General features: G+C 67.7%; 21 protein-coding genes. 16 read left to right on the top strand and 5 right to left on the bottom strand.

Going from position 1 to position 24,948, the window contains the following annotated elements:
* Positions 1 to 2: 2 nt before the first annotated feature.
* Entirely contained in the window at positions 3 to 413 is a 411-nt protein-coding gene (locus OHA70_RS31455; protein WP_328323733.1) for an SRPBCC family protein, read from the top strand.
* Between the two features lie 34 nt (positions 414 to 447).
* Here the strand turns inward: OHA70_RS31455 and OHA70_RS31450 are convergent, their stop codons facing one another.
* Positions 448 to 963 (bottom strand): DUF2087 domain-containing protein, encoded by a 516-nt coding sequence (locus OHA70_RS31450; RefSeq protein WP_328323731.1) that lies wholly within the window; start codon positions 961 to 963, stop codon positions 448 to 450.
* A gap of 57 nt (positions 964 to 1,020) precedes the next feature.
* Between OHA70_RS31450 and OHA70_RS31445 the strand changes: the two genes are divergently transcribed.
* From OHA70_RS31445 to OHA70_RS31425, 5 genes are all read left to right on the top strand, one after another.
* Positions 1,021 to 2,067: a P1 family peptidase gene (locus OHA70_RS31445; protein ID WP_328323729.1), complete on the top strand. Its 1,047-nt coding sequence runs from the start codon at positions 1,021 to 1,023 to the stop codon at positions 2,065 to 2,067.
* 126 nt (positions 2,068 to 2,193) lie between these two features.
* Positions 2,194 to 2,955, top strand: a complete 762-nt coding sequence (locus OHA70_RS31440; RefSeq protein WP_328323727.1) for an ABC transporter ATP-binding protein — start codon at positions 2,194 to 2,196, stop codon at positions 2,953 to 2,955.
* Positions 2,952 to 4,859 (top strand): FtsX-like permease family protein, encoded by a 1,908-nt coding sequence (locus OHA70_RS31435; protein ID WP_328323725.1) that lies wholly within the window; start codon positions 2,952 to 2,954, stop codon positions 4,857 to 4,859. The genes OHA70_RS31440 and OHA70_RS31435 overlap by 4 nt, the downstream gene beginning before the upstream one ends.
* Positions 4,860 to 4,939: 80 nt before the next feature.
* Entirely contained in the window at positions 4,940 to 5,566 is a 627-nt protein-coding gene (locus OHA70_RS31430; protein ID WP_328323723.1) for a DUF5998 family protein, read from the top strand.
* Positions 5,567 to 5,570: 4 nt separating this feature from the next.
* Complete coding sequence (locus tag OHA70_RS31425) at positions 5,571 to 6,692, top strand: alkaline phosphatase family protein (RefSeq protein ID WP_328323721.1); 1,122 nt, start codon at positions 5,571 to 5,573, stop codon at positions 6,690 to 6,692.
* Between the two features lie 15 nt (positions 6,693 to 6,707).
* Here the strand turns inward: OHA70_RS31425 and OHA70_RS31420 are convergent, their stop codons facing one another.
* Positions 6,708 to 8,354, bottom strand: a complete 1,647-nt coding sequence (locus OHA70_RS31420; protein ID WP_328323719.1) for a S8 family peptidase — start codon at positions 8,352 to 8,354, stop codon at positions 6,708 to 6,710.
* Between the two features lie 90 nt (positions 8,355 to 8,444).
* Here OHA70_RS31420 and OHA70_RS31415 point away from each other — a divergent pair, with 90 nt between their 5' ends.
* From OHA70_RS31415 to OHA70_RS31370, 10 genes are all read left to right on the top strand, one after another.
* Positions 8,445 to 9,095, top strand: a complete 651-nt coding sequence (locus tag OHA70_RS31415; RefSeq protein WP_328323717.1) for a thymidine kinase — start codon at positions 8,445 to 8,447, stop codon at positions 9,093 to 9,095.
* Positions 9,092 to 9,931, top strand: a complete 840-nt coding sequence (locus OHA70_RS31410) for a sulfurtransferase (protein ID WP_328323715.1) — start codon at positions 9,092 to 9,094, stop codon at positions 9,929 to 9,931. Before OHA70_RS31415 ends, OHA70_RS31410 begins: the two co-directional genes overlap by 4 nt.
* An 839-nt stretch (positions 9,932 to 10,770) precedes the next feature.
* Positions 10,771 to 12,153, top strand: a complete 1,383-nt coding sequence (locus OHA70_RS31405; RefSeq protein ID WP_328323712.1) for an ABC transporter substrate-binding protein — start codon at positions 10,771 to 10,773, stop codon at positions 12,151 to 12,153.
* A gap of 4 nt (positions 12,154 to 12,157) precedes the next feature.
* Positions 12,158 to 13,090, top strand: a complete 933-nt coding sequence (locus OHA70_RS31400; protein WP_328323708.1) for a carbohydrate ABC transporter permease — start codon at positions 12,158 to 12,160, stop codon at positions 13,088 to 13,090.
* Complete coding sequence (locus OHA70_RS31395) at positions 13,087 to 13,977, top strand: carbohydrate ABC transporter permease (RefSeq protein ID WP_328323706.1); 891 nt, start codon at positions 13,087 to 13,089, stop codon at positions 13,975 to 13,977. Before OHA70_RS31400 ends, OHA70_RS31395 begins: the two co-directional genes overlap by 4 nt.
* A 44-nt stretch (positions 13,978 to 14,021) precedes the next feature.
* Positions 14,022 to 14,885: an NAD-dependent epimerase/dehydratase family protein gene (locus tag OHA70_RS31390; RefSeq protein WP_328323704.1), complete on the top strand. Its 864-nt coding sequence runs from the start codon at positions 14,022 to 14,024 to the stop codon at positions 14,883 to 14,885.
* Positions 14,886 to 16,151 carry an enolase C-terminal domain-like protein gene (locus OHA70_RS31385; protein WP_328323702.1) on the top strand — a complete coding sequence of 422 codons (1,266 nt, stop codon included), beginning with the start codon at positions 14,886 to 14,888 and terminating at the stop codon, positions 16,149 to 16,151. It abuts the gene before it with no gap.
* Positions 16,152 to 16,201: 50 nt separating this feature from the next.
* Positions 16,202 to 17,005, top strand: a complete 804-nt coding sequence (locus OHA70_RS31380) for a sugar phosphate isomerase/epimerase family protein (RefSeq protein WP_328323700.1) — start codon at positions 16,202 to 16,204, stop codon at positions 17,003 to 17,005.
* 54 nt (positions 17,006 to 17,059) lie between these two features.
* Complete coding sequence (locus OHA70_RS31375) at positions 17,060 to 18,334, top strand: ROK family transcriptional regulator (RefSeq protein WP_328323698.1); 1,275 nt, start codon at positions 17,060 to 17,062, stop codon at positions 18,332 to 18,334.
* Positions 18,331 to 18,891: a GNAT family N-acetyltransferase gene (locus OHA70_RS31370; RefSeq protein WP_328323696.1), complete on the top strand. Its 561-nt coding sequence runs from the start codon at positions 18,331 to 18,333 to the stop codon at positions 18,889 to 18,891. The genes OHA70_RS31375 and OHA70_RS31370 overlap by 4 nt, the downstream gene beginning before the upstream one ends.
* 25 nt (positions 18,892 to 18,916) lie before the next feature.
* Here the strand turns inward: OHA70_RS31370 and OHA70_RS31365 are convergent, their stop codons facing one another.
* From OHA70_RS31365 to OHA70_RS31355, 3 genes are all read right to left on the bottom strand, one after another.
* The gene (locus OHA70_RS31365) at positions 18,917 to 19,786 is read right to left on the bottom strand and encodes a sigma-70 family RNA polymerase sigma factor (RefSeq protein ID WP_328323694.1); all 870 of its coding nucleotides are present in this window, start codon (positions 19,784 to 19,786) and stop codon (positions 18,917 to 18,919) included.
* 63 nt (positions 19,787 to 19,849) lie between these two features.
* The gene (locus OHA70_RS31360) at positions 19,850 to 20,944 is read right to left on the bottom strand and encodes a Gfo/Idh/MocA family protein (protein WP_328323692.1); all 1,095 of its coding nucleotides are present in this window, start codon (positions 20,942 to 20,944) and stop codon (positions 19,850 to 19,852) included.
* A gap of 32 nt (positions 20,945 to 20,976) precedes the next feature.
* Entirely contained in the window at positions 20,977 to 24,843 is a 3,867-nt protein-coding gene (locus OHA70_RS31355) for a discoidin domain-containing protein (protein WP_328323690.1), read from the bottom strand.
* Between the last annotated feature and the right edge of the window lie 105 nt (positions 24,844 to 24,948).

Genomic DNA, 24,948 nt, shown 5'->3' with positions numbered 1-24,948 from the left:
TCATGGGTGACTACGAGGCATCGACAACGGTGGGCGTGTCTGCAGAGGTCCTGTTCGGGTACCTCTCGGAGGTTGAGCATCTGCCCGACTACCTGCCGCAGATGACCGAGGCTCATCGCACCGAAGGCGACCAGGTCGAGGTCGCCGCGGTCATCCAGCCCGAGGGCGGTCCGAAGCGTGAGGTTTCGGGCCAGGCATGGATCGAGGTGGTCGAGGATGGCAAGAAGCTGCAGTGGGGAGCCACTGGCGCCCACGATTACCACGGCGAGCTCGACGTCGACCCTGCCACCGACGGAACCTCCCTGCTGACCGTCCGTCTCCACACCGACCACGCCGAGGGCGCATCCATCGACGACGGCCTGCAACGAACCCTCGCCGGAATCAAATCCACCATCGAAAACCAGGCGACCTAGCACCCCGTTGCGGTCGAGCGAGTCGGGGTGGGGGTTATTCGCTGGCCCGGCGGTAGATGCTGTTGGTGCGGGTTAGCAGGTGGTTGTCGACTAGGAGGCGGCGGAGGGCTGCGTGGTCTTCGTGCCAGGTGTTGAGGATGGTGTTGACCTCGGACTCCGGGTAGGCGCGGTTCGGTTCGAAGCAGTTCACCAAGTACTCGAGCACGATCCGGGTCTTGGCCGGGAAGGTTGGGAAGTGGGTCAGCCGGCCGTCGCGGATGAACGCGCGCAGGACGGCGTCGCGGGCCGGGTCAGCGTCCAACGGCGCGACCTCGCGGCGGTTGCTGCGGGCGGCGTCCTTGAAGACCTCCTCCACCGCGTGAAAGCCATCGGCGGATGCAGTCAGCAGGCCGGTCTTGATCAGGCGTTGGGCCGACTTGCCGACGACCGCGGGGGAGAGCCCGGTAGCCGCCGCGATCTGATCCGGGGTACGGGCGCCGAGGACGACGGCGGAGTAGGTGCGCAGTCGAGCCGGTTCAGCCAGAGATCCACAGAGTAGGTCGGCATTCATACAACCAAACGTAATGTCGGCAGCAACCGAATTTCGGCCAACTGCTAAACAGTTCCCATGACGAGCGAGCAGCCGCAACCCGGTCCGCACAACGCGATCACCGACGTCCCCGGCGTACTCGTCGGCCAGGTCGAGCGGACCGACGCGCCCTACCTCACCGGTACTACGGTCATCCACGTCCCCGATACCGCAGTCGCCGGCGTCGACGTCCGTGGCGGCGCTCCCGGCACCCGCGAGACCGACCTGCTCGACCCGGTCAACTCCAACGCCGGGGTCAATGCCATCGTCCTCACCGGCGGCAGCGCCTTCGGACTCGACACGGCAGCCGGCGTCATGGCAGCACTCGAAGAGCGCGCGCAAGGTGTCCGTGTCGGGCCAGGCGAGCGCGACGTCGTACCGATCGTCCCGACCGCAGTGATCTTCGACCTCAACCGCGGCGGCGGATTCCAGGCCCGCCCCACCGCGGACTGGGGACGCCAAGCGCTCGAAGCAGCAACCGACGGACCAGTTGCCGAGGGCAACCACGGTGCCGGCACCGGAGCCCTCGTCGGCGGCCTCAAAGGCGGCGTCGGTACGGCGAGCGTGCGACTGTCCGACGGCACAACACTCGGCGCGTTAGTGATCGTCAATGCGGCCGGCTCAGCAGTAGACCCGCAAGGACGACTGTCCGCCGAACGCTACGGCCTGCCCAACGAGTTCCCCGTACTACGAACCCCCACCGACCCACCCCCGGACCTCCCCGGCCGCATGCCCGGCATGAACACGGTCATCGCCGTCATCGCCACCGACGCCTCCCTCGACAAGGCAGCGACCAAGCGAATGGCGATGGTCGCCCACGACGGCCTGGCCCGCGCCATCGATCCGATCCACACCCTGGTCGACGGCGACAGCATCTTCGCCCTCTCTACCGGCAAGGACGCGACCCGCCTGACCGTCACCACCCCAGCCACCCTGCTCCAACTGGAGACGATCTTCGCCGCCGGCGCGCGCACCCTCTCCCGAGCCATCGGCCACGCCCTACTCGCCGCCGAAACAGTAGAAACCCCCGCCGGCAAATACCTGAGCTACCGCGACGCCTACCCCTCAGCCTTCCCGAACGACTAGCTACTCGGCGAGGCGCAGCGTACGACTCCAGTACTACGCAACGCCCCGCCCTGACGCCAAAAGACGCAGCAAAGACCGGTCTCGGGTCCGACGTTCCAGAAGCCGAACCCCGGAAAGCTACCCGGTATGAGCTACCCAGGCGTCCCCACCGCGAACCCGCAGCAGCAGTCCACCCAGCACCTGGCCCAGCAGCCCTACCAGCAGCCGGTCCAGCACCAGGTACCACCGCCAGTGCTGGCCGGCCGCGGCCTGGTCAAGTACTACGGCGAGGTAGTCGGCCTAGCCGGTGTAGACGTCCAAGTGCGCGGAGGCGAAGCCCTAGCCGTCATGGGCCCGTCCGGCAACGGCAAGACCACCCTGCTCCACGTACTAGCCGGCATCCTCAGCCCCGACCAGGGAGAGGTCTGGCTAGGCAATGACCGAGTAGACCAACTCAACGACGCCGCCCGCACAGTCCTCCGCCGTCGCCGCCTCGGCTTCGTCTTCCAGGACAACCAGCTCCTCGCCGAACTCCCAGCCGACGAGAACGTCGCCCTCCCACTCATGGTCGACGGCGTCTCCCGCCGGGAAGCCATCCAGCGAGCCCGCGCCACCCTCGCCCAGGTCGGCCTCGCCAACGAAGCCGGCCGCCGCCCCGGTGAACTTTCCGGCGGCCAGGCCCAACGCGTAGCCATCGCCCGAGCCCTGGTCGGCGAACCGCAAGCCGTCTTCGCCGACGAACCCACCGGCGCCCTAGACGCCGCCACCGGCGCCCAGGTGATTGACCTCCTCGTCGGCGCCGCCACCCACCGAGGTGCAGCCGTCGTAGTCGTCACCCACGACGACGCCGTCGCCGCCCGCTGCCACCGCGTCGTACGGATCGTCGACGGCCGGGTGAGCGAGCGATGAACCCGATGACCGACCTGGGCCTGCGGTTCGTCCGCCGCCCAGGACCGGGCGGGCGCGCCGCCAACCTGGCCGCCCTCGGCGCCACAGCGATCGTCGCCCTGCTCGTCACGTTCCTGATCGCCGGCTCACTCGGCCTCACCCACCGCTCCGACCGGATCGGCTGGCGCAACACCGACAACGCCAAGGCGAGCACCGCGGTCGGCGTCGTCAACGAGATCGACGACATGGCCGGCGGCGTACCGATCCTCCGGTACGACGTTGCCCTCAACGACCCACAGAAGAACGCCCAGCTCCCGCCGCCACCCGGCCTCGCCAAGGCGCCGCAACCTGGCGAGGTGTTCGTCTCACCCGAGGTCGCCAAGCACTGGACCGACGACCTGGCGAAGCGCTACAACACCGCCAAGCCCACCGGAATCATCACCGACAAAGGCCTGTCCTCACCCAACGATTGGGTGATCATCCACGGCGTCGAGAAGAACTCACCCGGCGTCGCAGCAGCTGACCGTCCGAAGTACCTCGAGACCTGGAACGGCAACTCCCTCGACGACCGGATGGCCACGCTGCTGATCCTGGTGGCCTTCGGCATCACCCTGGTCCTCTTCCCGCTCCTGAGCCTGGTCGGCCAAGCAGCCGGAGTCGCTGCCAAGCGCCGCGAACACCGCCTGGCCGCCCTGAGACTCGCAGGAGCAACCCGCAGCCAGGTCCTCTGGCTGAGCGCAGTCGAGCAAGCAGTCCTCGGCTTCATCGGCGCGATCGCCGGACTGGTCGGCTACACGCTGCTCACCCCGCTCATCGCCCGCATCCCACTCGGCGGCGGCCGCTGGTACGTCCACGACCTCATGCCCAGTTGGTGGGTCGCGCTGATCGTGCTGATCGCAGTACCGGTCCTGTCAGTGATCAGCGCACTCATCGGCCTCGGCCGGGTCAGCATCACGCCGCTCGGTGTCGTCCGCGGTCAGACCCGCAAGGCGACCAGCGCGCTGCGCCTCGGCCTGTTGGTGGTCGGCCCGATCATGCTCGCGATCCTCGGTACCGGCGGAGCGATCATCCCGCTGCTCATCGGCATCGGCCTGGCCGCCCTCGCTGTCCGTATCGTCGGCCCTTTCGCAGTACAGGTCATCGGCAAGTTCATGGCCCGTACTGCGAGAGGCCCCGTCGCCCTCCTGGCCGGCCGACGCCTCGCCGACGACCCCAAGGCTGCTTTCCGCCCGGTCGCCGCGCTGGTCCTGAGCGGCTTCGTCACCGGATTCCTCGCGCTGTTCATGCCGTACGGAATGAACAGCACCGCCGCGGACCAGTCGTTCGAGTTCTACCCCAAGGACGGACAAGTCGCCGTCGTCGCCGCGGATGCAAAGAAGCTGCTCTCCGAGGCGAAGCTCAGCGGCAAGGTCAGCACGGACGCCCACACGGTGATCATCTCGGTCCCAACGGCTGATCGCGAGAAGGCCCGCACAGCCCTCTACAACCTCGTCCCCGGCAAGGTCCCGCTGACCGACGCCGAGCGCGATGAGCAGGACGCCGGGATGTATAAGGACCTGCGCCTCGGCGTCGCCCTGCTACTCGGCCTGGTGTTCGTCACCGGCGCCGCCTCGACAGCAGCCGGTGCGGTCGGTACGGCTCTTGACCAGGCCGGGCCTGCGAAGGCGTTGCGCCGTTCCGGAGTACCGCTGAAGGTGATCGAGCGATCCGCCCGGCTCGCGGCCGTAGTACCGGTCGTCGGCGTCGGACTCCCAGTGGTCGGATTCGGAGCTCTTACCGGCCTGGCGCTGAGCGGGGGACAGGTACTCACCCAGGGCAGCTCAGGCGCCATCCTGCTCGGGGCGCAGGTGATCATCGGCCTCGTCCTGGTCGCCGTGGCCGGTGCCGCAGGTGCGCCGGTACTACGCAAAGCCAGCGTCGGCTGACCGGCGGCTGACACACCAGGGGCACGACTGTCCACAGGCACCAATCGGGCTCCGGGCCCGGCGCATGCAAGGATGAGGTCATGCGTGACCTGAATGCGCCGGTCCCGGAGCTCGTGGACGTCGCGTCCGACCTTCGCGACGCGATCGACCGGTGCGGCTACTACCCAGACGTTGTGACGGACTCCCTCGCCGTGGCCATCGCCGGCGAACCGATCCGGGCTTTCGTGCTGCAACACGAACCGACCTTCGACCGCGACGAGGTGCGGCGGCACATCACCATCCTGGCCCTGACGCCGAGCCGGCTGATCGTCGGGCACACCGACGAGCACGCCGCCGACGACCTGATCCGGGCGCCCTACGCGTCCACCTCGACCGAGGCGATCCCGCTCAACCGGGTGAACGCGGTCGTGGTGAACAGAGTGGTCCCGAATCCGGCCGGCTACGCCTCGAAGGCTTCCGGCGGCCAGTCCGACCCGGCCTCTGGTGGCGAGGTCGTACTGACCATCGGCTGGGGCATGGTGAACCGGATCGACCTCGAGCCGGCCGTCTGCGCCGACCCGAACTGCGAGGCCGATCACGGCTACACCGGTTCGGTCGCCGCCGACGACATCTCGCTGCGGATCTCGGCCGCCGCGGACGGCCCGGCCGGTATCCAGCAGGTGCTCGACTTCGCCGCGGCGCTCTCGTTCGCGACGACCAGCAGGTAGTGCCGTGCCCGACCCGACGCCCATCCTCCCTGCATACGGTGGTGGGTCTCTCGCAGACGTGCTGCCCTCGGTCGCCGGTGCCCTCTCGGTCCCCGGCGAGCAGAACCTGCTCGAACTGCCACCAGCCAGCCGGTACGCCGTACTGCTACTCGACGGTCTCGGCTGGAACCTCCTGCGCCGCAACGCGGAGACCGCGCCCTACCTGTCGTCCCTGACCGCCCGCAGCCTCACCGCGGGGGTCCCGTCGACGACGGCCGCCAGCCTCACGAGTCTGGGCACCGGACTGCCACCGGGTGCGCACGGAATCGTCGGGTACACCTCGATCGTGCCCGAGACGGGTGCGCTCCTGAACGCCTTGCAGTGGGACGCTCCGGTCGATCCACGCCGTTGGCAACCACACCAAACTGTGTTCGAGCGAATCGCCGCAGCCGGCGTTGCGACCCGCAACGTCAGCAAGTCGCGCTTCGACAGCTCGGGCCTGACGGCGGCAGCATTCCGGGGCAGCAAGCATCGGGGCGCCGACACGATCGAGGACCGGCTCGACGCCACGAGATTCGCCAGCCGCGAAGGCGACTCCTCGCTCGTCTACGTCTACGACTCGCAACTCGACTACACCGGTCACGGGCAGGGGAGTGAGTCGTGGCAATGGCGCAAGGAGCTCGCTGCCGCTGACACCTTCGCCAGCCAGATCAGGTCGGCGCTGCCGCGCGATGCGGTACTGCTCGTCGTCGCGGATCACGGCATGATCGACGTCGCCCCCGAGAACCGGGTCGACCTCGACTCCGAGCCGGCGCTGACCGACGGGGTGCGGCTAATCGGCGGCGAGTCCCGCTTCCGGCACCTGTACTGCGCCGACGGTGCGACTGACGACGTACTGGCGACGTACCGGGAGCGACTGGGCGACAAGGCTCTCGTGCTCAGCCGGGACGAGGCGGTCGGGCGTGGCTGGTTCGGTGCCGTCGAGGAACGTGTCTCGCCACGACTCGGTGATGTCATCGTCGCGTCGCTCGGACCGGTCGCGCTGGTCGCCAGCCGGCGCTATCCGCAGGAGGCAGGGCTGATCGGCCTGCACGGATCGCTCACCCAGGACGAGATGCTGATCCCGCTACTCATCGACGCGGGCTAGATCGCCAACCGACCGCTAGAAGCTCCACACGTTCCAGTAGAAGCTCGCCGACGCGGTCTTCGCGTCAGCGTCGCGGGCAGTCACGGTCACCTTGTACCGCCCTGCGCCCGGTGTGAGAACGCCGACGATCCAGCCGCGCTGCCCGTCGATGCTCAGGCCCGGCGGCAAGCCGGTCGCGGTGTAGCTGATCTCGCCCTTGCTGCTCATCCCCTTGAGCAGCAGCGGAATGGCTGGTGCACCACCGAAGCCGAGCTGCTCGCCAGGCTTGGTGATGCTCACGCCGGATGTCGGAGCCTTCGTCTCCGCTCCGACCGCCTCGGCCGCGTCCGCCATGCCCTCGCCGTAGAACGAGTTCAGGGACTCCGACCCCTTGCAGGTGGCCGCTGCTGCCGCCGGACAGGGGATGTCGTTGGCCTGCGCCGCGAGTCTGGCCCGCACTTGCTCGGGGGTCAGCTTGGGGTTCGCGCTGCGCAGCAACGCGGCGACACCGGCGACGTGCGGTGACGCCATCGAAGTACCGTCCAGAGACTGGTAGCCGCCGCCAGGGACGGTCGAGTAGACGTCCTGGCCGGGCGCCGCGATCTTGATCTTGCCTTCGCCGTAGTTGGAGAAGCTCGCCTTGGTCCCCTCGGGGCTGAGGGCGGAGACGACGACCACGTTCGGCAGTTCGGTCGGCAGGCTGATGCACTGGTTGGTGACCGGCCGGGCGGCGGGAGTGGAGTCGTTCGGGCTGGACGAGTCGCTGGTCTTGTTGGCGAGGTCGGTGTTCTCATTGCCCGCGGCGGCGACGTTGACGACGCCCTTGGAGTCCGCGTACGCGACAGCCCGGCCGATCGCCTCCTGGATCGCGTCCTGGTCGGGATCTGTCGGGCAGAGGAACATCCACGGGTCGACGTAGTAGCTGTTGTTGGTGACCGAGACGCCCTTGTCGGCGGCGAAGACGAACGCGCAGACGGTGTTCTCGGGGAAGAACAGTTGCTGGCCCTCGGGTTCGGCGACCCGGATCGAGGAAACCTTCACGCCGGGCGCGACGCCGGTCATGCCCTTGCCGTCCTTCGCGGCGGCGATCGTGCCGGCTACGTGAGTGCCGTGCTCGGCGACCGGGCGCCAGGCTCCCGGCCTGGTGTCGGCCTTGCCGTACGCGCAAGAAGCCGACTTGCTCGCGTCGAAGTTCGCCTTCAGGTCCTGGTGCTGGTCGTCGACGCCGGTGTCCAGCACGCCGACGGTGATCGACTTGGATCCCGGGTTCACCGCCCAGGCCTTGTCGGCGCCGATCATGGCCATGTCGGGCCGGACGCGTTCGGGGGAGTTGTCCGGGTGCTCGGCCGGCGCCGGCGGGATCGCCGGATTGGCCACGGCGGCCGGCAGGTCCGACGTACGGGTCGCTCCTACCTTCTGTACGCCCTTCACCGATCGCATCGCGTTGGCGAAGCCGGTGTTCGACGAGTGCACGACGAGCACGCCGATCGCGTCGTACGCCGCATAGATGGTCCCGGCGGCGGCGGCCACACCGGCCGCGACTACGGCGGTCTGCTTGGGCGCGGTGATCACGAAGTACGCGCGCAGCCCCGCCTCGACCCGGAGTGGCGCCGCGGCCGACTGCACAGTCGTGGCGGCGAGGATCAGGCACAGCGAGAGGACCAGCATCAGAGCTTTGCGCACGGCCCCAGTAGACCCTGCGGAAGGCGCAGAACAAAAGCCGACGCACCCCGGCGTACCTGATGCTCCAGGGACTTGGCAGGATGTGGGCCCGTGGCTGACCTGATCTACTTCACCGGGACCATGGACTGCGGGAAGTCGACGCTGGCCCTCCAGATGGATCACAACCACGCGGCCCGTGGCCGGCTGGGCAGGATCTTCACCAGCAACGACCGGGCCGGCGAGTCGACGCTGTCGTCGCGGCTGGGCCTGGAGGCGGAGGCGATCGAGGTCAAACCCGACTTCGACTTCTGGCAGTACGTCGTCGACGAGCTGACCCAGGGCGGCCGGATCGACTACGTGGTCGCGGACGAGGCGCAGTTCTACCAACCCGAGCAGGTGGACCAATTGGCCCGGCTGGTCGACGAGCTGCAGATCGACGTCTTCTGCTTCGGCATCCTGACCGACTTCCGGGCGACCTTGTTCCCCGGGTCGGCGCGGCTGGTCGAGCTGGCCGACCGGATGGAGCTGCTGCAGGTCGAGGCGTTGTGCTGGTGCGGTGAGCGCGCCACCCACAACGCCCGTACGGTCGGTGGTGAGATGGTCACCGAAGGCGAGCAACTGGTCGTTGGTGACATGGTCACCAACGCTGCCCAGGTCGCGTACGAGGTGCTCTGCCGACGCCATCACCGGCGCCGGCTGACCGCCGCCCGCGCTCGCGCCACCCTGTCACCCGAGGTACTCCCGTTCGGAGGCACGCTGTGAACCCACTGATCTCCGCTGACTCGTTGCTGTCGGCTACCACCAAGCCGGTACTGATCGATGTCACCTGGAATCTCTCGGTGCCGTCCGGCCCGCCTGCGCCGCCCGGACGGGATGCGTATGCCGCCGGTCACCTGCCTGGCGCTCATTACGTGGACCTCGACGCCGAGCTGGCCGGCCCGCCCGGCGATGGCGGGCGTCATCCGTTGCCCTCAGCAACAACTGTCGAGGCGGCGTTGCGCCGGGCCGGCGTCTCCGAGGACACAGCGATGGTCGTCTACGACGCGGCCAACTCGATGGCCGCAGCCCGGGCCTGGTGGATCTTCCGGTACTTCGGTGTGCGCGACGTCCGCGTCCTCGATGGCGGCTTCGCGGCGTGGAAGGCGGCCGGGGGAGAGGTCAGCACTCTCGTACCCCCGGACGCCAACGGCACCTTCACCGCCTCACCCGGCCACATCCCGATGCTCGACGCGGATGCCGCCCTCGAGTTGGCCTCCACCGGCGTACTCCTCGATGCCCGCGCCCCCGAACGCTTCGCCGGCGACACCGAGCCGATCGACAAGGTCGCAGGCCACATCCCCGGCGCAGTCAACGCCCCCACGGCTGCCAATGTCACCCCCGACGGCCACTTCCTTCCCGCCGACGACCTCCGCGCCCGCTTCACCGCCCTGGGCGCAGACGGCTCAACCCCGGTCGGCGCTTACTGCGGCTCCGGCGTCACGGCAGCCCACGAAGCCCTGGCCCTCCAGATCGCCGGCATCGAAGCCCCCGTCTACGTAGGCTCCTGGTCCGAATGGATCACCGACCCCAACCGCCCGATCGCCACCGGCCCCGCCTAACACCCCCACCGCATCCAGCCCCACGCGCCCGCCGCCGCTCGCTCCTACGTCGCTCCCAGCTCCGGCCGCTCCCACCCGCCCGGTTTTGCCGCTACTTCGTCGCGGTGAGTACGTAGGCGCGGCCCGCCTCCTGCCGGCAGCAAAGCTACTGGCGTGCGCTGCAGCGGTCGGCGCGACCTGGGGCTGGCGGTTCGACGGCGGCTGCATGGGGAGTGTGCGGCTCGACCAGGGCTGGTAGGTGTCCTGGTCGAGCCGCGTTGTGGTGTTAGAGGTCGCGGTTCATTGGTCTGCCTTTCGAGAGGGCGGACTGGTTGCTGGGGTCACTGGTCCTTGCCGCGCATGGCGAGCTCCTTCCGTCCGGGGTGAGGGACGGCCAGTGTTGTGCGCGGAAGGGTTAGCGCCGGGGGCTTTCTGGCACGGTGTGAAGGCTTGACGGGGCGCCTCGGTCAGGCTGGGCCGGCGAGGCCGAGGAGGTTGCCTTCTGGGTCGGTGAAGCGGGCGACGACCAGCTTGCCGGGCTCGCCGATGGGGCCGAAGACTCGGTGGCCGCCTAGTTGTGCCGAAGAGGTCGGCGTAGTACGTGCGGAGAGCCGCGGGGGCGGTGCCGATGATCTCGAAGTGGACTACTGGGTCTGCCATGACCGTGCTCCTTGTCGGTTGCTTTCACCAACCACGTCGGAGCGCTGAAGACCAGTTCGACATTTCAGCCGTGATCGAGCAGGCCATTGATAAAGTAACACGCATGGTTTAACTTACTCGGAATTGGGCTTCTGTGGCCCAGACCACACCCCTGAACCGCCCGGTGGACGGGGGTGATCCCGGAAACCTGAGGAGTTCCGATGACGAGAACGGCACGATTTGTCGTGACCCTGACGTCAGCCGCAGCACTGCTGGCGACGGCGGCGTGCGCGGACGGCAGTACGCCTTCGGCGAGCAGCAGCGGCGGCGCGATCGACGAGAACGCACCCGTCACCATCACCGTCGGCAACAAGCCCAAGCCGGACAAACCGGCCGACGTCGCCGCCTTCGAGCGCAACGTCAAGAAGTTCACCGACGAACACCCCAACATCACGATCAAGTCGACCGAGACGTCGTGGGACCCGCAGACCTTCCAAGCTCAGGTGGCAGGTGGCTCGCTCCCGACCGTGATGAGTATCAGCTTCACCGAACCGCTGAACATGATCCCGAACAAGCAGCTCCCGGACATCACCGACGAGCTCAAGCTGGTCGACATGACCAAGGACCTCAATCCCGAGACGCTCAAGCTGGTGCAGGACGGCAACGGCCGGATCTACGGCGTCCCGTTCGAGGCGTTCTCGGTCGGCCTGGCCTACAACCGCGCGCTGTTCAAGCAGGCTGGGCTCGACCCGGACAAGCCGCCGACGACCTGGGAGGAGGTCCGTCAGTACGCGAAGCAGATCACCGAGAAGACCGGCAAGGCGGGCTACGCGCAGCTGACCAAGGACAACACCGGTGGCTGGATGCTCACCACGATGACCTACAGCATGGGCGGCAAGGTCCAGAGCGACGACGGCAAGAAGAGCGTCTTCAACGATGCGCCGACCAAGAAGGCGCTGCAACTGCTGAAGGACATGCGCTGGACCGACAACACGATGGGTACGCAGTTCCTCTACAACCAGGAGGAGGCCCGCCAGGACTTCGCGGCCGGCAAGATCGGGATGATCATGCAGGCGCCGGACGCCTACGACATGGCGGTGAAGAACTTCGGGATGAAGCCGGCCGACTTCGGTGAGGGCGCGCTGCCGCAGGACGGCGGCCCGTTCGGCACGCTGACCGGTGGCTCGATCAAGATGATCAACCCGAAGTCGACCAAGAACGAGATCGTCGCGGCGCTGAAGTGGATCAAGTCGCAGGAGTTCGACAAGTACACGTCCCAGGCGCTGGCAGTCCAGGACGCCAAGAACGCGATCGCCGACAAGGGCTTCGTCGGCCGCCCCGGCGTGACGCCGCTCAGCCAGGAGACCTACGACCAGTACAACAAGTGGCGTGAGCCCTACAACAACGTGCCGGTGCAGCAGTTCCAGGGCTACATCGACTCGACCAAGACGCTCAAGCTGCTGCCGGAGCCGTCGAACAAGGGCCAGGAGGTGTACGCGCTGCTCGACCCGGTCGTCCAGCAGGTGCTGACCAAGAAGGACGCCGACATCGACAAGTTACTCGCCGACGCCTCAGCGAAGATCGACGCCCGCCTGGCGCGGTAGCCCGATGGCCGTCCTGACGCGCGTCTCGACCGCGCACCCCGCCACTCAGTCCCGCCGGAGCCCAGCCACCTGGCTCCGCTCCGGCGGACTGAGCAGCATCCTCTTCGCGCTGCCCCTGGTACTGACCTTCCTGTACTTCTCCTGGGGCCCGATCGTGCGCGGCCTGGTGCTGTCGTTCCAGAAGACCAACCTGGTCACCCCCGCCGAGTGGGTCGGGATGTCCAACTTCAGCTACGTGCTGACCGACCCACAGTTGCCACAAGCAACGATCAACACCCTGTACTTCGCTCTGCTGGCGTTGATCTTCGGCTTCCCGGTGCCGCTGTTCCTGGCGGTGTTCATCAGCGAACTGCGCAAGACCGGGTGGCTCTACAACGTGATCTCGTACCTGCCGGCGGTCGTCCCGCCGGTGGTCGCGATCCTGCTGTGGAAGTACTTCTACGACCCCGGCTCGGGCGTCTTCAACGCGATCCTCGACTGGTTCGGACTCGGGCCGTACGCCTGGCTGAACTCGCCGAACCTGGCGATGCCGGCGATCGTGCTGGAGGCGACCTGGGCCGGCGCCGGGGCCACCTCGATCATCTACCTGGCGGCGCTCACCGGCGTACGCAACGAGCTGTACGAGGCGGCCGAGCTGGACGGCGCCGGCATCTGGCGTCGCGTCTGGCACGTCACGATCCCGCAGATCCGCGGAATCATCCTGATCATGATGCTGCTGCAGCTGATCGGGACGTTCCAGGTCTTCACCGAACCGTTCCTGTTCACCGGCGGCGGTCCGGACAACGCGACCACCACGATCCTGCTGCTGATCTACCGGTACGCATTCATCAACGGCGACTTCGGTGCGGCCACCGCCCTCAGCGTGCTGCTGGCGCTGGTGCTGTGTGTGCTGTCGGTCGTCTACCACTTCCTCACCAGACGTTGGAGTACGACATGACCGCGGAGGCGCCAGAGCGCGGCATCATCTCGACGATGGACCGGCGACGGCCGCTGGTCCGGTACGGGCTGCCCATCATCCAGGTCCTGCTGTTCATCGGCGTGGTGATCGCCGGCGTCGGCCCGTTGCTGTGGCTGCTGAAGTCGGGGCTGTCGACCAGCCAGGACATCCTCAAGGGACCGCTGTCGCTGTGGCCGAGCGGCATCCAGTGGCACAACGTGCCGGACGCCTGGAACCAGGTGCAGATCGGCTCGTACCTGGGCAACACCGCGATCATCGCGATCGGCTCGTTGCTGTCGACGTTGTTCGTCTGTACGACGGGAGCGTTCGTGCTGAGCGTGTTGCGCCCGAAGTGGGGACCGGTGATCACCGGCCTGGTGCTGGCCACCTTGTTCCTGCCCGGCGTGATCTCGCTGGTGCCGCTGTACCTGACCATCCTGAAGATGCCGGTGTTCGGCTGGAACCTGCAGAACACGTTCTGGGCGGTCTGGCTGCCGCAGGCGGCCGGCGCATTCAACATCCTGGTGATGAAGCGGTACTTCGACGCGATCCCGCGTGAGCTGATCGAGGCGGCGCGGATCGACGGAGCGAGCAACCTGCGGCTCTTCACGGCACTCATCCTGCCGATGTCGAAGCCGATCATCGGGGTGGTCGCGCTGCTCACCGTGATCGGCTCGTGGAAGGACTACCTGTGGCCGCTGCTGGTGCTGCCGGATCCGAGGCTGCAGCCGATCTCGGTCGCGCTGCCGAGAGTACAGAAGACGACTGATCTCTCCTTGCAGATGAGCGCCTTGTTCCTGGCGGTCCTCATCCCCGTGGTGCTCTTCTTGATCTTCCAGAAGCAGTTCCTGCGTGGGGTCGGAATGTCCGGAGGCATCAAGGAATGACAACTACAAAGAACAAGGGAAGGAAGGAAGGCGGGGAGGGGGTCGTGGGCCGCCGAGTGCTGGTGACGGGCGCGGCGGGGCGCATCGGCTCGGTCACGACACGTCATCTGACCGAGCTCGGCGCCCTGGTGACCGCGATGGAGATCGCCGAGCACGATGATCTGAAGGCGGACCGGGTCGTGATCGGCGACACCAGGTCCGAGGAGGATGTGGCGAGGGCGCTCGAGGGCGCCGACGCCGTCGTCCACCTGGCCGCGCTGGCGCATCCGTCCGCCGGTACGCCGTACGACGTCTACACCATCAACGTCGTCTCCACCTTCAACGTGCTCGCCCAGGCGGGCGCGCTCGGCATCAAGCGAGCAGTCGTTGCGAGCAGCATCAACGCCTTCGGGGTGCCGTTCAACCCGGCCAATGTCCGGCCGGCGTACTACCCACTGGACGAGAAGATCCCGGCCGACGTGGCCGACTGGTACTCGTTGTCGAAGCAGAACGATGAGAACACCTGCCGGATGGCCTGGCGGCGCTGGGGGATCGACGTGGTGGCGTTCCGGTTCCCGCACGTCAACTCGGTCGAGGTGCTGCAGCGCCAGGCCGACGGGTTCGCGAAGGACCCGGCGCCCGGCGTACGCGAGGGGTGGTCGTACCTCGATACCCGCGACGCGGCGTACGCGATCGAGTTGGGGCTGACGGCAACGTTGTCCGGCGCTCACATCTTCTTCGCCGCGGCGGGGACCACCAACGCGCCGTTCGAGACCGAAGCCCTGCTCGACGCCTTCGCGCCCACAGTGCCAAGGCTGCGGCGTTTCGTCGGGCGGGAGGTGCCGATCGACCTCACCGCCGTCCGGACCGTGCTCGGCTTCCAGGCCCGTCACGAGCTCGACCTGCCGACGAACCCTCTGGAGACCTGAATGGCGCACGAGACCCCCGCCACCTTCGCCCAGCCCTGGCCGGTTCGCGATGACATCCGGATCCGCGCGGTGCAAGCGGTCGTGACCGCACCGCAGGGCATCCCGCTGGTGGTGGTGAAGATCGACACCACCGAGCCGGGCCTGTACGGACTCGGCTGCGCGACCTTCACGCAACGCTGGAAGGCGGTGAAGACCTTCGTCGACGAACACCTCGCACGCCTGCTCATCGGCCGGTACCCGGGTGACATCGGCGACCTGGTTCGACTGGCCGGATTCTCCGGCTACTGGCGTGGCGGACCGGTCACCAACAACGCCATCTCTGGCATCGACCAAGCCCTCTGGGACATCGCGGGCAAGCGAGCCGGCATGCCGGTCTACGAACTACTCGGCGGCAAGGTCCGGGCCGCCGCTGACACCTACATCCACGCCGGTGGCATCACCATCGACCAGACGCTGGAGCAGGCGAAGGAGTTCGTCGCGCAGGGCTGGCGGCACATCCGTCTGCAGGTGTCGACACCGGGCGGCGGCGGGTACGGTGCTCCGCGACTCGCGACGCTCTACCCCGACGCGCCGTACCGGAACGGCTGGAGCGCCCGCGACTACCTCCGTACTACGCCCGACCTGTTCGCCGCGGCTCGACAGTCGTTGCCGGACAACATCGAGTTGCTACATGACGTGCACTCGCGGCTGACTCCCAAGGAGGCCGTGTTGCTGGCCCGGTCGCTCGAACCGTACCGGCTGTTCTTCCTCGAAGACGTCCTGCCGCCCGAGCATTGGGATCGGCTCCCTGAGGTGCGGGCCGCGTCGCCGGTGCCGCTGGCTGTTGGTGAGCTGACGACGTCGATGGGCGACGCGGTCCGGCTCGTTCGCGATGGTGGGGTCGACTTCATCCGCTCGCACATCTCCGACATCGGTGGGCTCACGGCGGCTCGGAAGGTCGCCGACCTCGCTGAGCTGTGCGGGGTCAAGACGGCGTGGCACGGACCGGGGGACACCTCGCCGATCGGTGCGGCGGCCAACGTCGCGCTCGACGTCAGTTCCGTTGCCTTCGGCATCCAAGAGGGGCACATCTACAACGACGCTACCCACGAGGTCTTCCCGGGCACGCTGCGGATCCAGGACGGCTGGCTGCGGCCGAACGAGACCCCGGGCTGGGGCATCGACATCAATCTGGACGCCGCCGCCCGCTACCCGGCGGAGTTGTCCGGGCATGACGAGTGGGCGGCCGGAGTACGGCGTATCGACGGAGCACTGGAGGCGCCGTGAGGTTCGCCGTGTTCACCGACTCGACACCGGAGTGGAGTCCTGAGGCGGCCGTGAAGATCCTGGCCGAGCAGGGCTGGCAGGGGATCGAGTGGCGGATCACCGACCCGGTGGAGTCTTTCCGGCCGACGTTCTGGGCGGGGAACCGCGCGACCTGGCCGATGACCGGACTTGAGTCCCGGCTTGGTGAGATCCGGTCGGTGACTGCCGGGCTGGCGATGCCGGCGCTTGGTGCTTACGTGACGCCAAAGGAACGCGATGACGCCGAGCGGATGCTGGCCGCGGCCGCTGCGCTCGACGCCGGGCAGGTTCGCTTCCTGGGGGTGAACACCGAGAAGGGGCAGTCCTATCGGGAGGCGTTCGCGGCGTGCCGGGGTGATTGGGAATGGCTCGAGGAGCGCGCGCGGGAGCACGGCGTACGGGCGTTGCTCGAATTGCATCACGAGAGCCTGACGCCGAGCGCGTCGGCGGCCCGGCGGTTGGTGGAGGGGCTCGATCCGCGGTACGTCGGGGTGCTGTATGACATCGGCAACACGGTGATCGAGGGCTGGGAGGAGCCGGCCCACGCGCTCGACCTGCTCGGTGAGTACCTTGCGCACATCCACGTCAAAAACGTGGCATTTCATCTCAGCGCGGTGGAAATCGACGGCACCCTGCGGTGGGAACCGAAATGGGTCCCGTTGCGCGAAGGCCGGGCCCACCTGCCGGAATTCTTCAAAGCACTCGCGGCGACCGGCTATGACGGCTGGGTGACGGTGGAGGATTTCTCCGGCGCGTTGCCGGTGGCGGAAAGAACGGCGGCGAACCTCGAATACCTGACCGGCCTGGCGAGGGCTGCGGGGTACGATCTCGGCTAGTTCGGGGCGGTATTCGGTGAACGGGGAAAGCAATGCAGACAGAGGAGGTGGGCGATGGTCACGCCAGAGACTGACTCGGCGGTGCTCGACGAACCGACGCGTTCCGGCGCGAACCAGTACGACCTGGGCTCCTTCAACGAGGCCGTGATCATCGAGACGATCCGGCTGGCCGGCATCATCAGCCGGACCGAGATCTCCCGCCGGACCGGGCTGACCCAGCAGTCGGTGTCGCGGATCCTGCGCGTACTGCTGCAACAGGGACTGCTCGTCGAGGAGGCGCAGGAACGCGCCGAACGCCTCGGCAAACCCCGTACTCCGGTGCGGCTGCGCTCGAACGCGGCCCATGCCGTCGGCATCCACATCGACCCCGAGTTGCTCACTGTCGCGGTGGTCGATCTCGACGGCACGATCGTGCGGCGCGAGACCGTCGACCTGCCGGCCGATCTGGACGCCGTACGGCTCGTCGATCTCACCGCGGCGACCGTGACCGCAGCTTTGAGCATCAGCCAGGTGGACGCGAACTCCATGCTCGGCGTGGGCGTCGCGGTCCCCGGCCCGATCAATGCCGATGGCACCTTGCTCGACCTGCCGTTGCAGCCGGCCTGGCGCGGGCTAGAGATCCGGCATCTCCTCCAGGGCAAGCTGAACCACCCCGTGCTGGTCGAGAAGGATGGCACCGCGGCGGCGATCGGCGAGCGCTGGATCGGGCGGTCGGCGCGGGCCCGCGACTTCGCGTATCTGTACCTCGGTACCGGCGTCGGCAGCGGCCTGATCCTGAACGGCTCGATCTATCGCGGGCTGACCGCGAACGCCGGGGAGTTCGGTCAGCTGTGCGCGCTGAAGATGGGGGAGTGGGACGAGCAGACCGGCCCGAAGATGATGGCCGAATGCAATCCGACCGCCGGGCTGCCGGTGATCGCGGCCGGCTTCGGATATGTCGAGACCGACGCCGGCGCGACCGATGAGGCGAAACGCTACAAAGCGGTCTGCAAAGCCGCCGCGAACGGCGACGAAGCAGCCCAGAAGGCCGTGACGCAGGTCGCATCGGTGATTGCGCAGGGTGCCGTCGGCCTGGTCGACCTGCTCGATATCGATTTGATCGTGCTCGGCGGTCCGGCGTTCGAAAAGGAAATCGCCGAGGTGTTCCTTTCCGAAATCAGCCGGGCGGTGAATTCGCACCCGATCGCGAAAGGTACCCGGACGGTCGTGGTCGAGGAGTCGATGCTGCAGGCCGACGCGGCCGCGGTCGGCGCCGCCTCGACCATCTTCCACGACGCCTTCACCCCGCGGGTCGGAGGTTCCAGCCAGGCTCGTAGGCTGCCGAAGTGACCTTGGACAGACCCCTCAGCACCGAGATCGAGATGCGGGTGGCGACGCTCAACGACGCCGCCGCCTTCGCCGAAGCGCAGGTCCGCAATCGCGAACACCTGCGGCCGTGGGAACCGGTCCGTTCGGACCGCTGGTTCACCACGGCCGGGCAGGCGGATCGGCTCGAGCAGCAACTGGTTCGCTTCGAGCGGCGTGAGGTCGTGCCGTGGTTCCTGTTCCAGGGCGACCGCGTGGTTGGCGCGATGACGCTGACCGACATCGTCCCCGGGCCCTTCCGCAGCGCGAGCCTCGGCTACTGGATCGACGCCGACCTGCTGGGCAAGGGCCTGGCGACTACGGCAGTACGGACTGTGGCCGAGGTTGCCGACAAGGAGCTGCTGCTGCACCGGATCGAGGCCAGCACCCTCACTCACAACCTGCCCTCGCAGAAGGTGCTGACGAAGGCCGGCTTCAGCCAGATCGGCAGCGCCCCCGACTACCTCCACATCGACGGCGCCTGGCGCGATTGCCACCTGTTCCAGCGCATCCTCAACACCCGCCTCCCCGGCGAAGCCTGATTCTCGGACGGCCACGCGACCTACTTCAGACGGTCAGCACGGCCAGGTCCAGCTGGTCCAAGCGGGCGGGGTCGGTCACGATGTCGATCTCGCGGATCGTCCGCCCGTCGATCGTGAAGCAGATGGCACGCTCCAGCCGGCCGCTTGGCGCGACCACGAAGCCGACAGCGCCGTTCACCAACGCCAGGTGAGCCGACGGTGCACTGGCTGCCGCAGCGGCGAGCGCCCCGTTCGCGGCACTCGCCGCACCGCGGATCGCGCGGGTGACTCCACCGAGGTCGCTGCGGACGACCACGTCCGGGTCGAGGACCGCGACCAACGCCTCGAAGTCCCCGTTGCGGGCGGCCGCCAGGAACGCCTCGATGACTTCGCGCTGAGCGACCTGATCAACCTCCGACACGGACGCGCGGCCCTGGCCTTGGCCCTGCACCCGCCGCCGAGCCCGACTCGCGAGTTGCCGCGCTGCTACCGGCGTACGGTCCACAATCGGCGCGATCTCCTCGAACGGCACCGCGAACAAGTCGTGCAGCACAAACGTCAGCCGCTCCGCCGGAGTCAACGTCTCCAGCACCACGAGCAACGCAACTCCCACCGAATCAGCCAGCAACGCCTCCCGCTCCGGATCAACCACCCCAAGCGCCGGCACCTCCTCGAGCGGCTGCTCACGCCGGACCCGCCGAGCCTGCAGCTGATCCAGACAGATCCGCGACACGACGGTCGTCAACCACCCGCCAAGGTTGTCAATGCCATCGGCCCCTGTGCGGTTGAGCCGAAGCCACGCCTCCTGCACGGCGTCATCCGCCTCGGCGCCCGATCCGAGCATCCGGTAGGCCACGCCCCGCAACTGCCCCCGCTGCTCCTCGAACCGCCGGGCCAGCCACTCGTTGTCGTTCATCAGCATCCTCGGGTCGTCGGCACAGTCATTGGTCTGACTGTGCCGACGCCGAAAGTGTGACAGTCAGGCCGGCGGCAGCCGGATTCCGCGGCTGACGTCGACGTCGTCGTAGCGCCCTTCGAGGACGTCGACGAACTTGACCGGGCGTTGCAGGGTGGAGGCGATGTAGACCGCGCGGACCGTGGCCAGCGCGTCGATCGCGTCGTGGACGGTGATACCGGGCTGCTCGCCGTTGCCGATGGCGGTGAGGATGTCTTCGTACTGGGCCACGTGCCCGGCTGGGCGGTCGGCGTCGAGCGGTTGATCGTCTGGCGAACCGTCCACATTGAGGCGCCGGAGCTGGTCGTCCTCGAGCTCGGCGCCGCCCTCGGTGCCGTGGACGGAGACGCGGGTGCGGCCGCCGGGGAAGGCGGCGGTGGTGGCATGGAGGGTGGCGACCGAGCCGTTCTCGAAGGTCAAGGTCGCGACGACGGTGTCCTCGACCTCGATTTCGTGGTGGGCCGCACGGAGGGCTTGAGCCTGGATGTTGACGGGCCGGCCCATGAACCATAGGAGGAGGTCGACGGTGTGGACGCCTTGGTTCATGAGGGCGCCGCCGCCGTCCTGGGCCCAGGTACCGCGCCAGCCGGCGGAGGCGTAGTACTCGTCGCTCCGCCACCAGGCGACCGTCGCGACGGCTGAGGTGAGCTGGCCGAAGCGGCCGGCCTTGATCGCCTCGGAGACCTGGGCGCTGCCCGGGTCGAACCGGTGCTGGCTGATCACCGACGAGACGACGCCGTGGTTGGCGGCCCGGGTGGCCGCCGCGCCGAGGCGGCGGGCCCGGGGGAGGTCGACGTCGAGCGGCTTCTCGATGACGACGTGCTTCTTCTCGTTGAGCGCCTGCTCGGCGAGCGCGGCGTGGGTGCCGCTCGGCGTGCAGATCGCGACGAGCGAGATGTCCGAACCCGACAAGGCCGCACCGAGATCGCCGTACACCTTCGGCTCCGGCTGCCCGGCTTCCTTCAGCCGAGCAGCCAGTGCTTCGGCGGCGGCCGTGTCTCCGTCGACCAATGCGGTGACCGAGGCATCCGGTCGAGCCGCGATGGTGTCGGCGTGGGTACGGCCGATGATGCCGCAGCCCACGATGGCGACCTGCTGGTTGTTCGTCGAGTCAGACATCTCGTCCCTTCTTTGAGAGCTACACAGCAAAGCTACTCAGCTGTGAAGTTCGCTGTCAGTACCTGGTCCGCGGTCACGGCGAGGCTGTACGACGCGTCGGTGGAGACCACCGCGCCGCCCACGGTCCAGTTCTGGAAAACGCTATCCGACGCAGCCGTGGCTGTCACGGTCACCTGCGCGCCGACTTCGTACGTTCCCGGTTCCGACTCGTTGCCCGCGATCGCCACCGTCCCGTTCCCGGCCGCTGCGACCGAGACGTGCCGCTGGACGACATTGATCACCATCACGTTGTGCAGCGTCACCGGCCCGGTACTGGTCGAGCCGTTGTAGCGAGCCAGGTTGGTCGCCTCGACGTCGCCCTTGACGACCTTCACCGTGAAGCCGCCCTCACCGAGGTTGTCGGTGCCCAGGTTGAACGCGTCCACCTGGCCGTCGTTGACGACCAGCCCGTCATGGAACCCGTAGGCGAACACATTGAACAGGGTCAGCCCGCTGGCGCCGTCGACGGTGACGATCTTGGCTGTCTTGCGCATGTACTTGTCGATCACCAGCTCGAAGATGGCGCCCTCGTTCATCCAGTTCGGCTGCTGGTACCCGATCCGGGTGACCGCGTTGCCGTTGGACAGCACGCCCTCGATCCGCCCGCCGGTACTGCGGCCGACGGCGATCGCGTGGTCGAAGAAGGCGCCGGCGATCTTGCGGACGACGAATCCGTCGTTGCGGAAGGTGGTGAAGTCGACGCCGTTCCACGCGTTGGGGAAGCCTGCGTTGATGACGTACGTCGAGGCGCCGTTGCCGCGCACGGCGTACGGGTAAGGAACGACTCCCTCGGCCTTGCCCGGGTTCTGCTCCGGATAGAAGACCCGCAGCCCGCGCAAACCAGACTTCTTGCCCAGCGTCACGAGTGCTGTCGCGGTATCCGGGGCAGCAGTGTTGCGCCCCTCAAAGGCCTGCAGAACCGTACCGCCACTCGCTCCACCTTGGTCGCGGTTCGGAACAGCCGAGGCACCACGCAGCTCTACCTTCGCCGGAACCGTCAGGTGAGTGCTGATCCGATACCAGCCAGCAGGCAGATAAACGATCCCGCCACCAGCTCGACCGGCCTTGTCCAGCGTCGCCTGTACGGCGCTGGTCGCGTCCGCGGCCGGGAGATAGCCGACGCCATGCGGTGCGTCCGCGACGTACAGGACATCCTCGGCCGGGCCGGGAAGTGCCTTCTGCGTGTAGACCGGAGCAGCGCCGGCCATCCGGTGCACGATGCCCGCGACGGTCCCGGTCAGTGTGGTGCCGGTGACCTTCACATAGCCATGCGAGTCGTTCTGGATCGCCTGGTCGCCCTCCATCCGGCCACCGGCCAGAGTGAGACCCCAGCGGTCGTCCATCACGTCCACCTTGAGCGCCGTCCCGGTGCGCTGGACGTCTGGCTGCAGGAAGCTCCCGGTGAACTGCGCCCGCTGCCCGGCGACGACATGGATCCCGACCTTGTAGTCGGAGAGCGTGATCTTGTGGAACTGATCCCACTCGAGGTCACCGAGCACCAGACCGGTCCCGTTGGCCCGGGTCCAGGCGTCGAGCGTTGCCCGCGCTGGCGGGTTGAAGTCGCTGGCCGCCGCCCAGTACGCGTTGCTGAAGGTCACGTTCTCCCACGTACCGACGTCAGCACCGTTGTAGGCGCGCGCGCCTTCGAAGAGAGCGGTTCCGCGGACGTTCCGGATCGTCGTCGACTCGTGCACCTGGCCGGAGCTCGGCGCGTTGCCGTGGTCGTTGGGGAAGGTACTGACCCCGATCCCACGGTACGAGTTGAGCATCGTGACGTCGGAGACGGTCGACATCATGTAGTTCTCGTTGCCGATCCAGGCCCCGCCGGGGATCTCGAAGGTGTAGCCGTACGGGACCGGCGTGGTCGCGCTCTGGTGCGGGTAGTAGGTGGTCACGCCGATCACGCCGGCCGAGCCACCGATCCGGAACAGCGCAGGCCCATCGTTGCCTGAGGCAAGATCCGCGATGACCGTGGTGCCGTAGTCGCCGTGGTGGTTGCCGGGCTTGTCCGGATCGCGACGGTCGCCGCGCAGGGTGCAGAACGCGTGTACCTCGACGGTGTCCTTGACGAGGTACTTGCCCGCGGGGAGCCAGACCGTGCCGCCACCCGCATCGACGCAGGCGTAGATCGCGTTCTGGATCGCCTTGGTCGAGTCCTTCCGGCCGGTACGGTCCGCGCCGAACGCAGTCGCGTCGAAGTCGGCGACGACCGCGTCCTCCGTCGGATTGTCGGTGTCGATCAGCTTGGGCTTCGGCACCACGACCGGCGACTCGCGCAGCTGGAGTTCCTTCACCGTGTAGTTGTCGGCACCTGTCAATGCCACCCGGACGTACCGCGCTGTCACGGTTGCGAAGCGGGTCTTGCTGAACTGGTTCGCGCCGGGGGAGCCGGTCCGTCCGACCGTGGTGAAGGTCGTGCCATCGTCCGACACCTGCACCGTGTAGTCGGGCGAGGAGACCGCGCCCCACTCGACGCGGACATCGTTCACTGCACGCTTGGCCTCGAGATCGACCTGCAGCCAGGAGTCGCCGGGACCGCTCGTCCAGGTCGTCTGGTGGTTGCCATCGTTGGCGTTCGCCGGGTTGGCGCCGCTGCTGACGCTCGCAGTACCGGATGACGCGAAGTTGGTGTCGACGATCGAGGCGTTGAAGTCATCGAGCTTCGCCTGCAAGGTCTGCAGCGCTGCCTTCACCTGTACGTCGCTCACGCCGGGCGTCGTCGCGACCGTACGGGCGTCGTTGATCGCCTGCAGGAAGCCCGCCCGGCTGCCGACCGGGAACTGGCCGTCGCGCGACCCTTCGCGCGCGGCCTTCTGCACCCGGGCCGCCTCGTCGATCAGGTCGTTAAGCCCTTCGGTGACATCGAGGACAGAGGCCACCTTCGCGACCCGGACCGCCGCGACCTTGAGGTCGACCGCGCCGTCGCCGGTGTGGATCCGGAAGTCCGATCCGTTGGACCGGTTGGTCATCACGGCGTCGGTCAGCGCGAACGTGTAGGTCTTCCAGGTCTTGGTGTTGCCGTAGGTGACGACTGGCGAGTTCTTGAACATCTCCGGGATCGTCGTGCCAGGGGAGTCGTAGTGCAGCCCGAACTCCCCGTTGCCCTCGTCGAAGTAGTCGATGCTGACCAGCACCAGGTTGCGGTTGTCGTAGAGGTACGTGTCGGACACGTTCATGTAGAAGAAGTTCATGCCCGGCGACGGCGCCGTCCGGTCGGTTTGCCAGTACGACCGGCCGTCCTGCACGCCGGTGATCAGGTTCTCCCCGCGGTCACCAGGCCGCGGGGTGATGCCGTTCTGGGCCGGCGACGCGCCGAGGTCGACCGTGGCTCCCGCAGTACTGATCCGCAGGCCCGCGACGGCGATGTCCTCGCTGCCCTGCAACCGCAGGTCACCGCCACCGAGGCGGTTGGCGAACTCGATGTCATTGAGCGCGAAGGTGCCGGTCTGCCAGGTACCGGTGTTCTTCAGCTGGACGTCGTCGGCGTGCGCTGCCGGGTCGGCGGCCGCGTCGTACTGCAGCTGCAGAGTGCCCGTGCCGCTGTCGAGGTAGGTCACGGTGACCACGACGTCGTCGGTGTTCAGCTCGCTGACGTAGTCGGCGTCGACGTCGAAGGTGAAGTAGCTGGTGTCGGCGGCCTGGTTGGTGCGCCAGAAGGTGCGGCCTTGCTCGGTACCGGTGCGCAGACCGGCCGGATCCGCACCGGCGGACGGCTTCACGCCGAGTGTGGTCGGGGTGGCGCCGAGGTCAGCGCCGACACCGCTCGGGTACATGGTTGCCGCGTGTGCCGGAGTCGCGATGAGCGCTCCGCCCAGCAGTAAAGCGGGCAACAGACCCGCTAGCAGGCGTCGAGAAGACATGACGGGAACCTCCAGGTGGCGGGCCCAGGAGTAAGGGTGCGTGTAAGTTAAACCATGCGTGTTACTTATTCAAGGGTCCATCACTCAGGCGGGCTGGATAGGCTT

Origin of the sequence: Kribbella sp. NBC_00382 (assembly GCF_036067295.1) — a bacterium.
In the GTDB taxonomy this organism is placed as follows: Bacteria; Actinomycetota; Actinomycetes; order Propionibacteriales; family Kribbellaceae; genus Kribbella.
The sequence above is the reverse complement of the archived record's forward strand: the minus strand, read 5'-3'. Positions and strand labels throughout refer to the sequence as shown.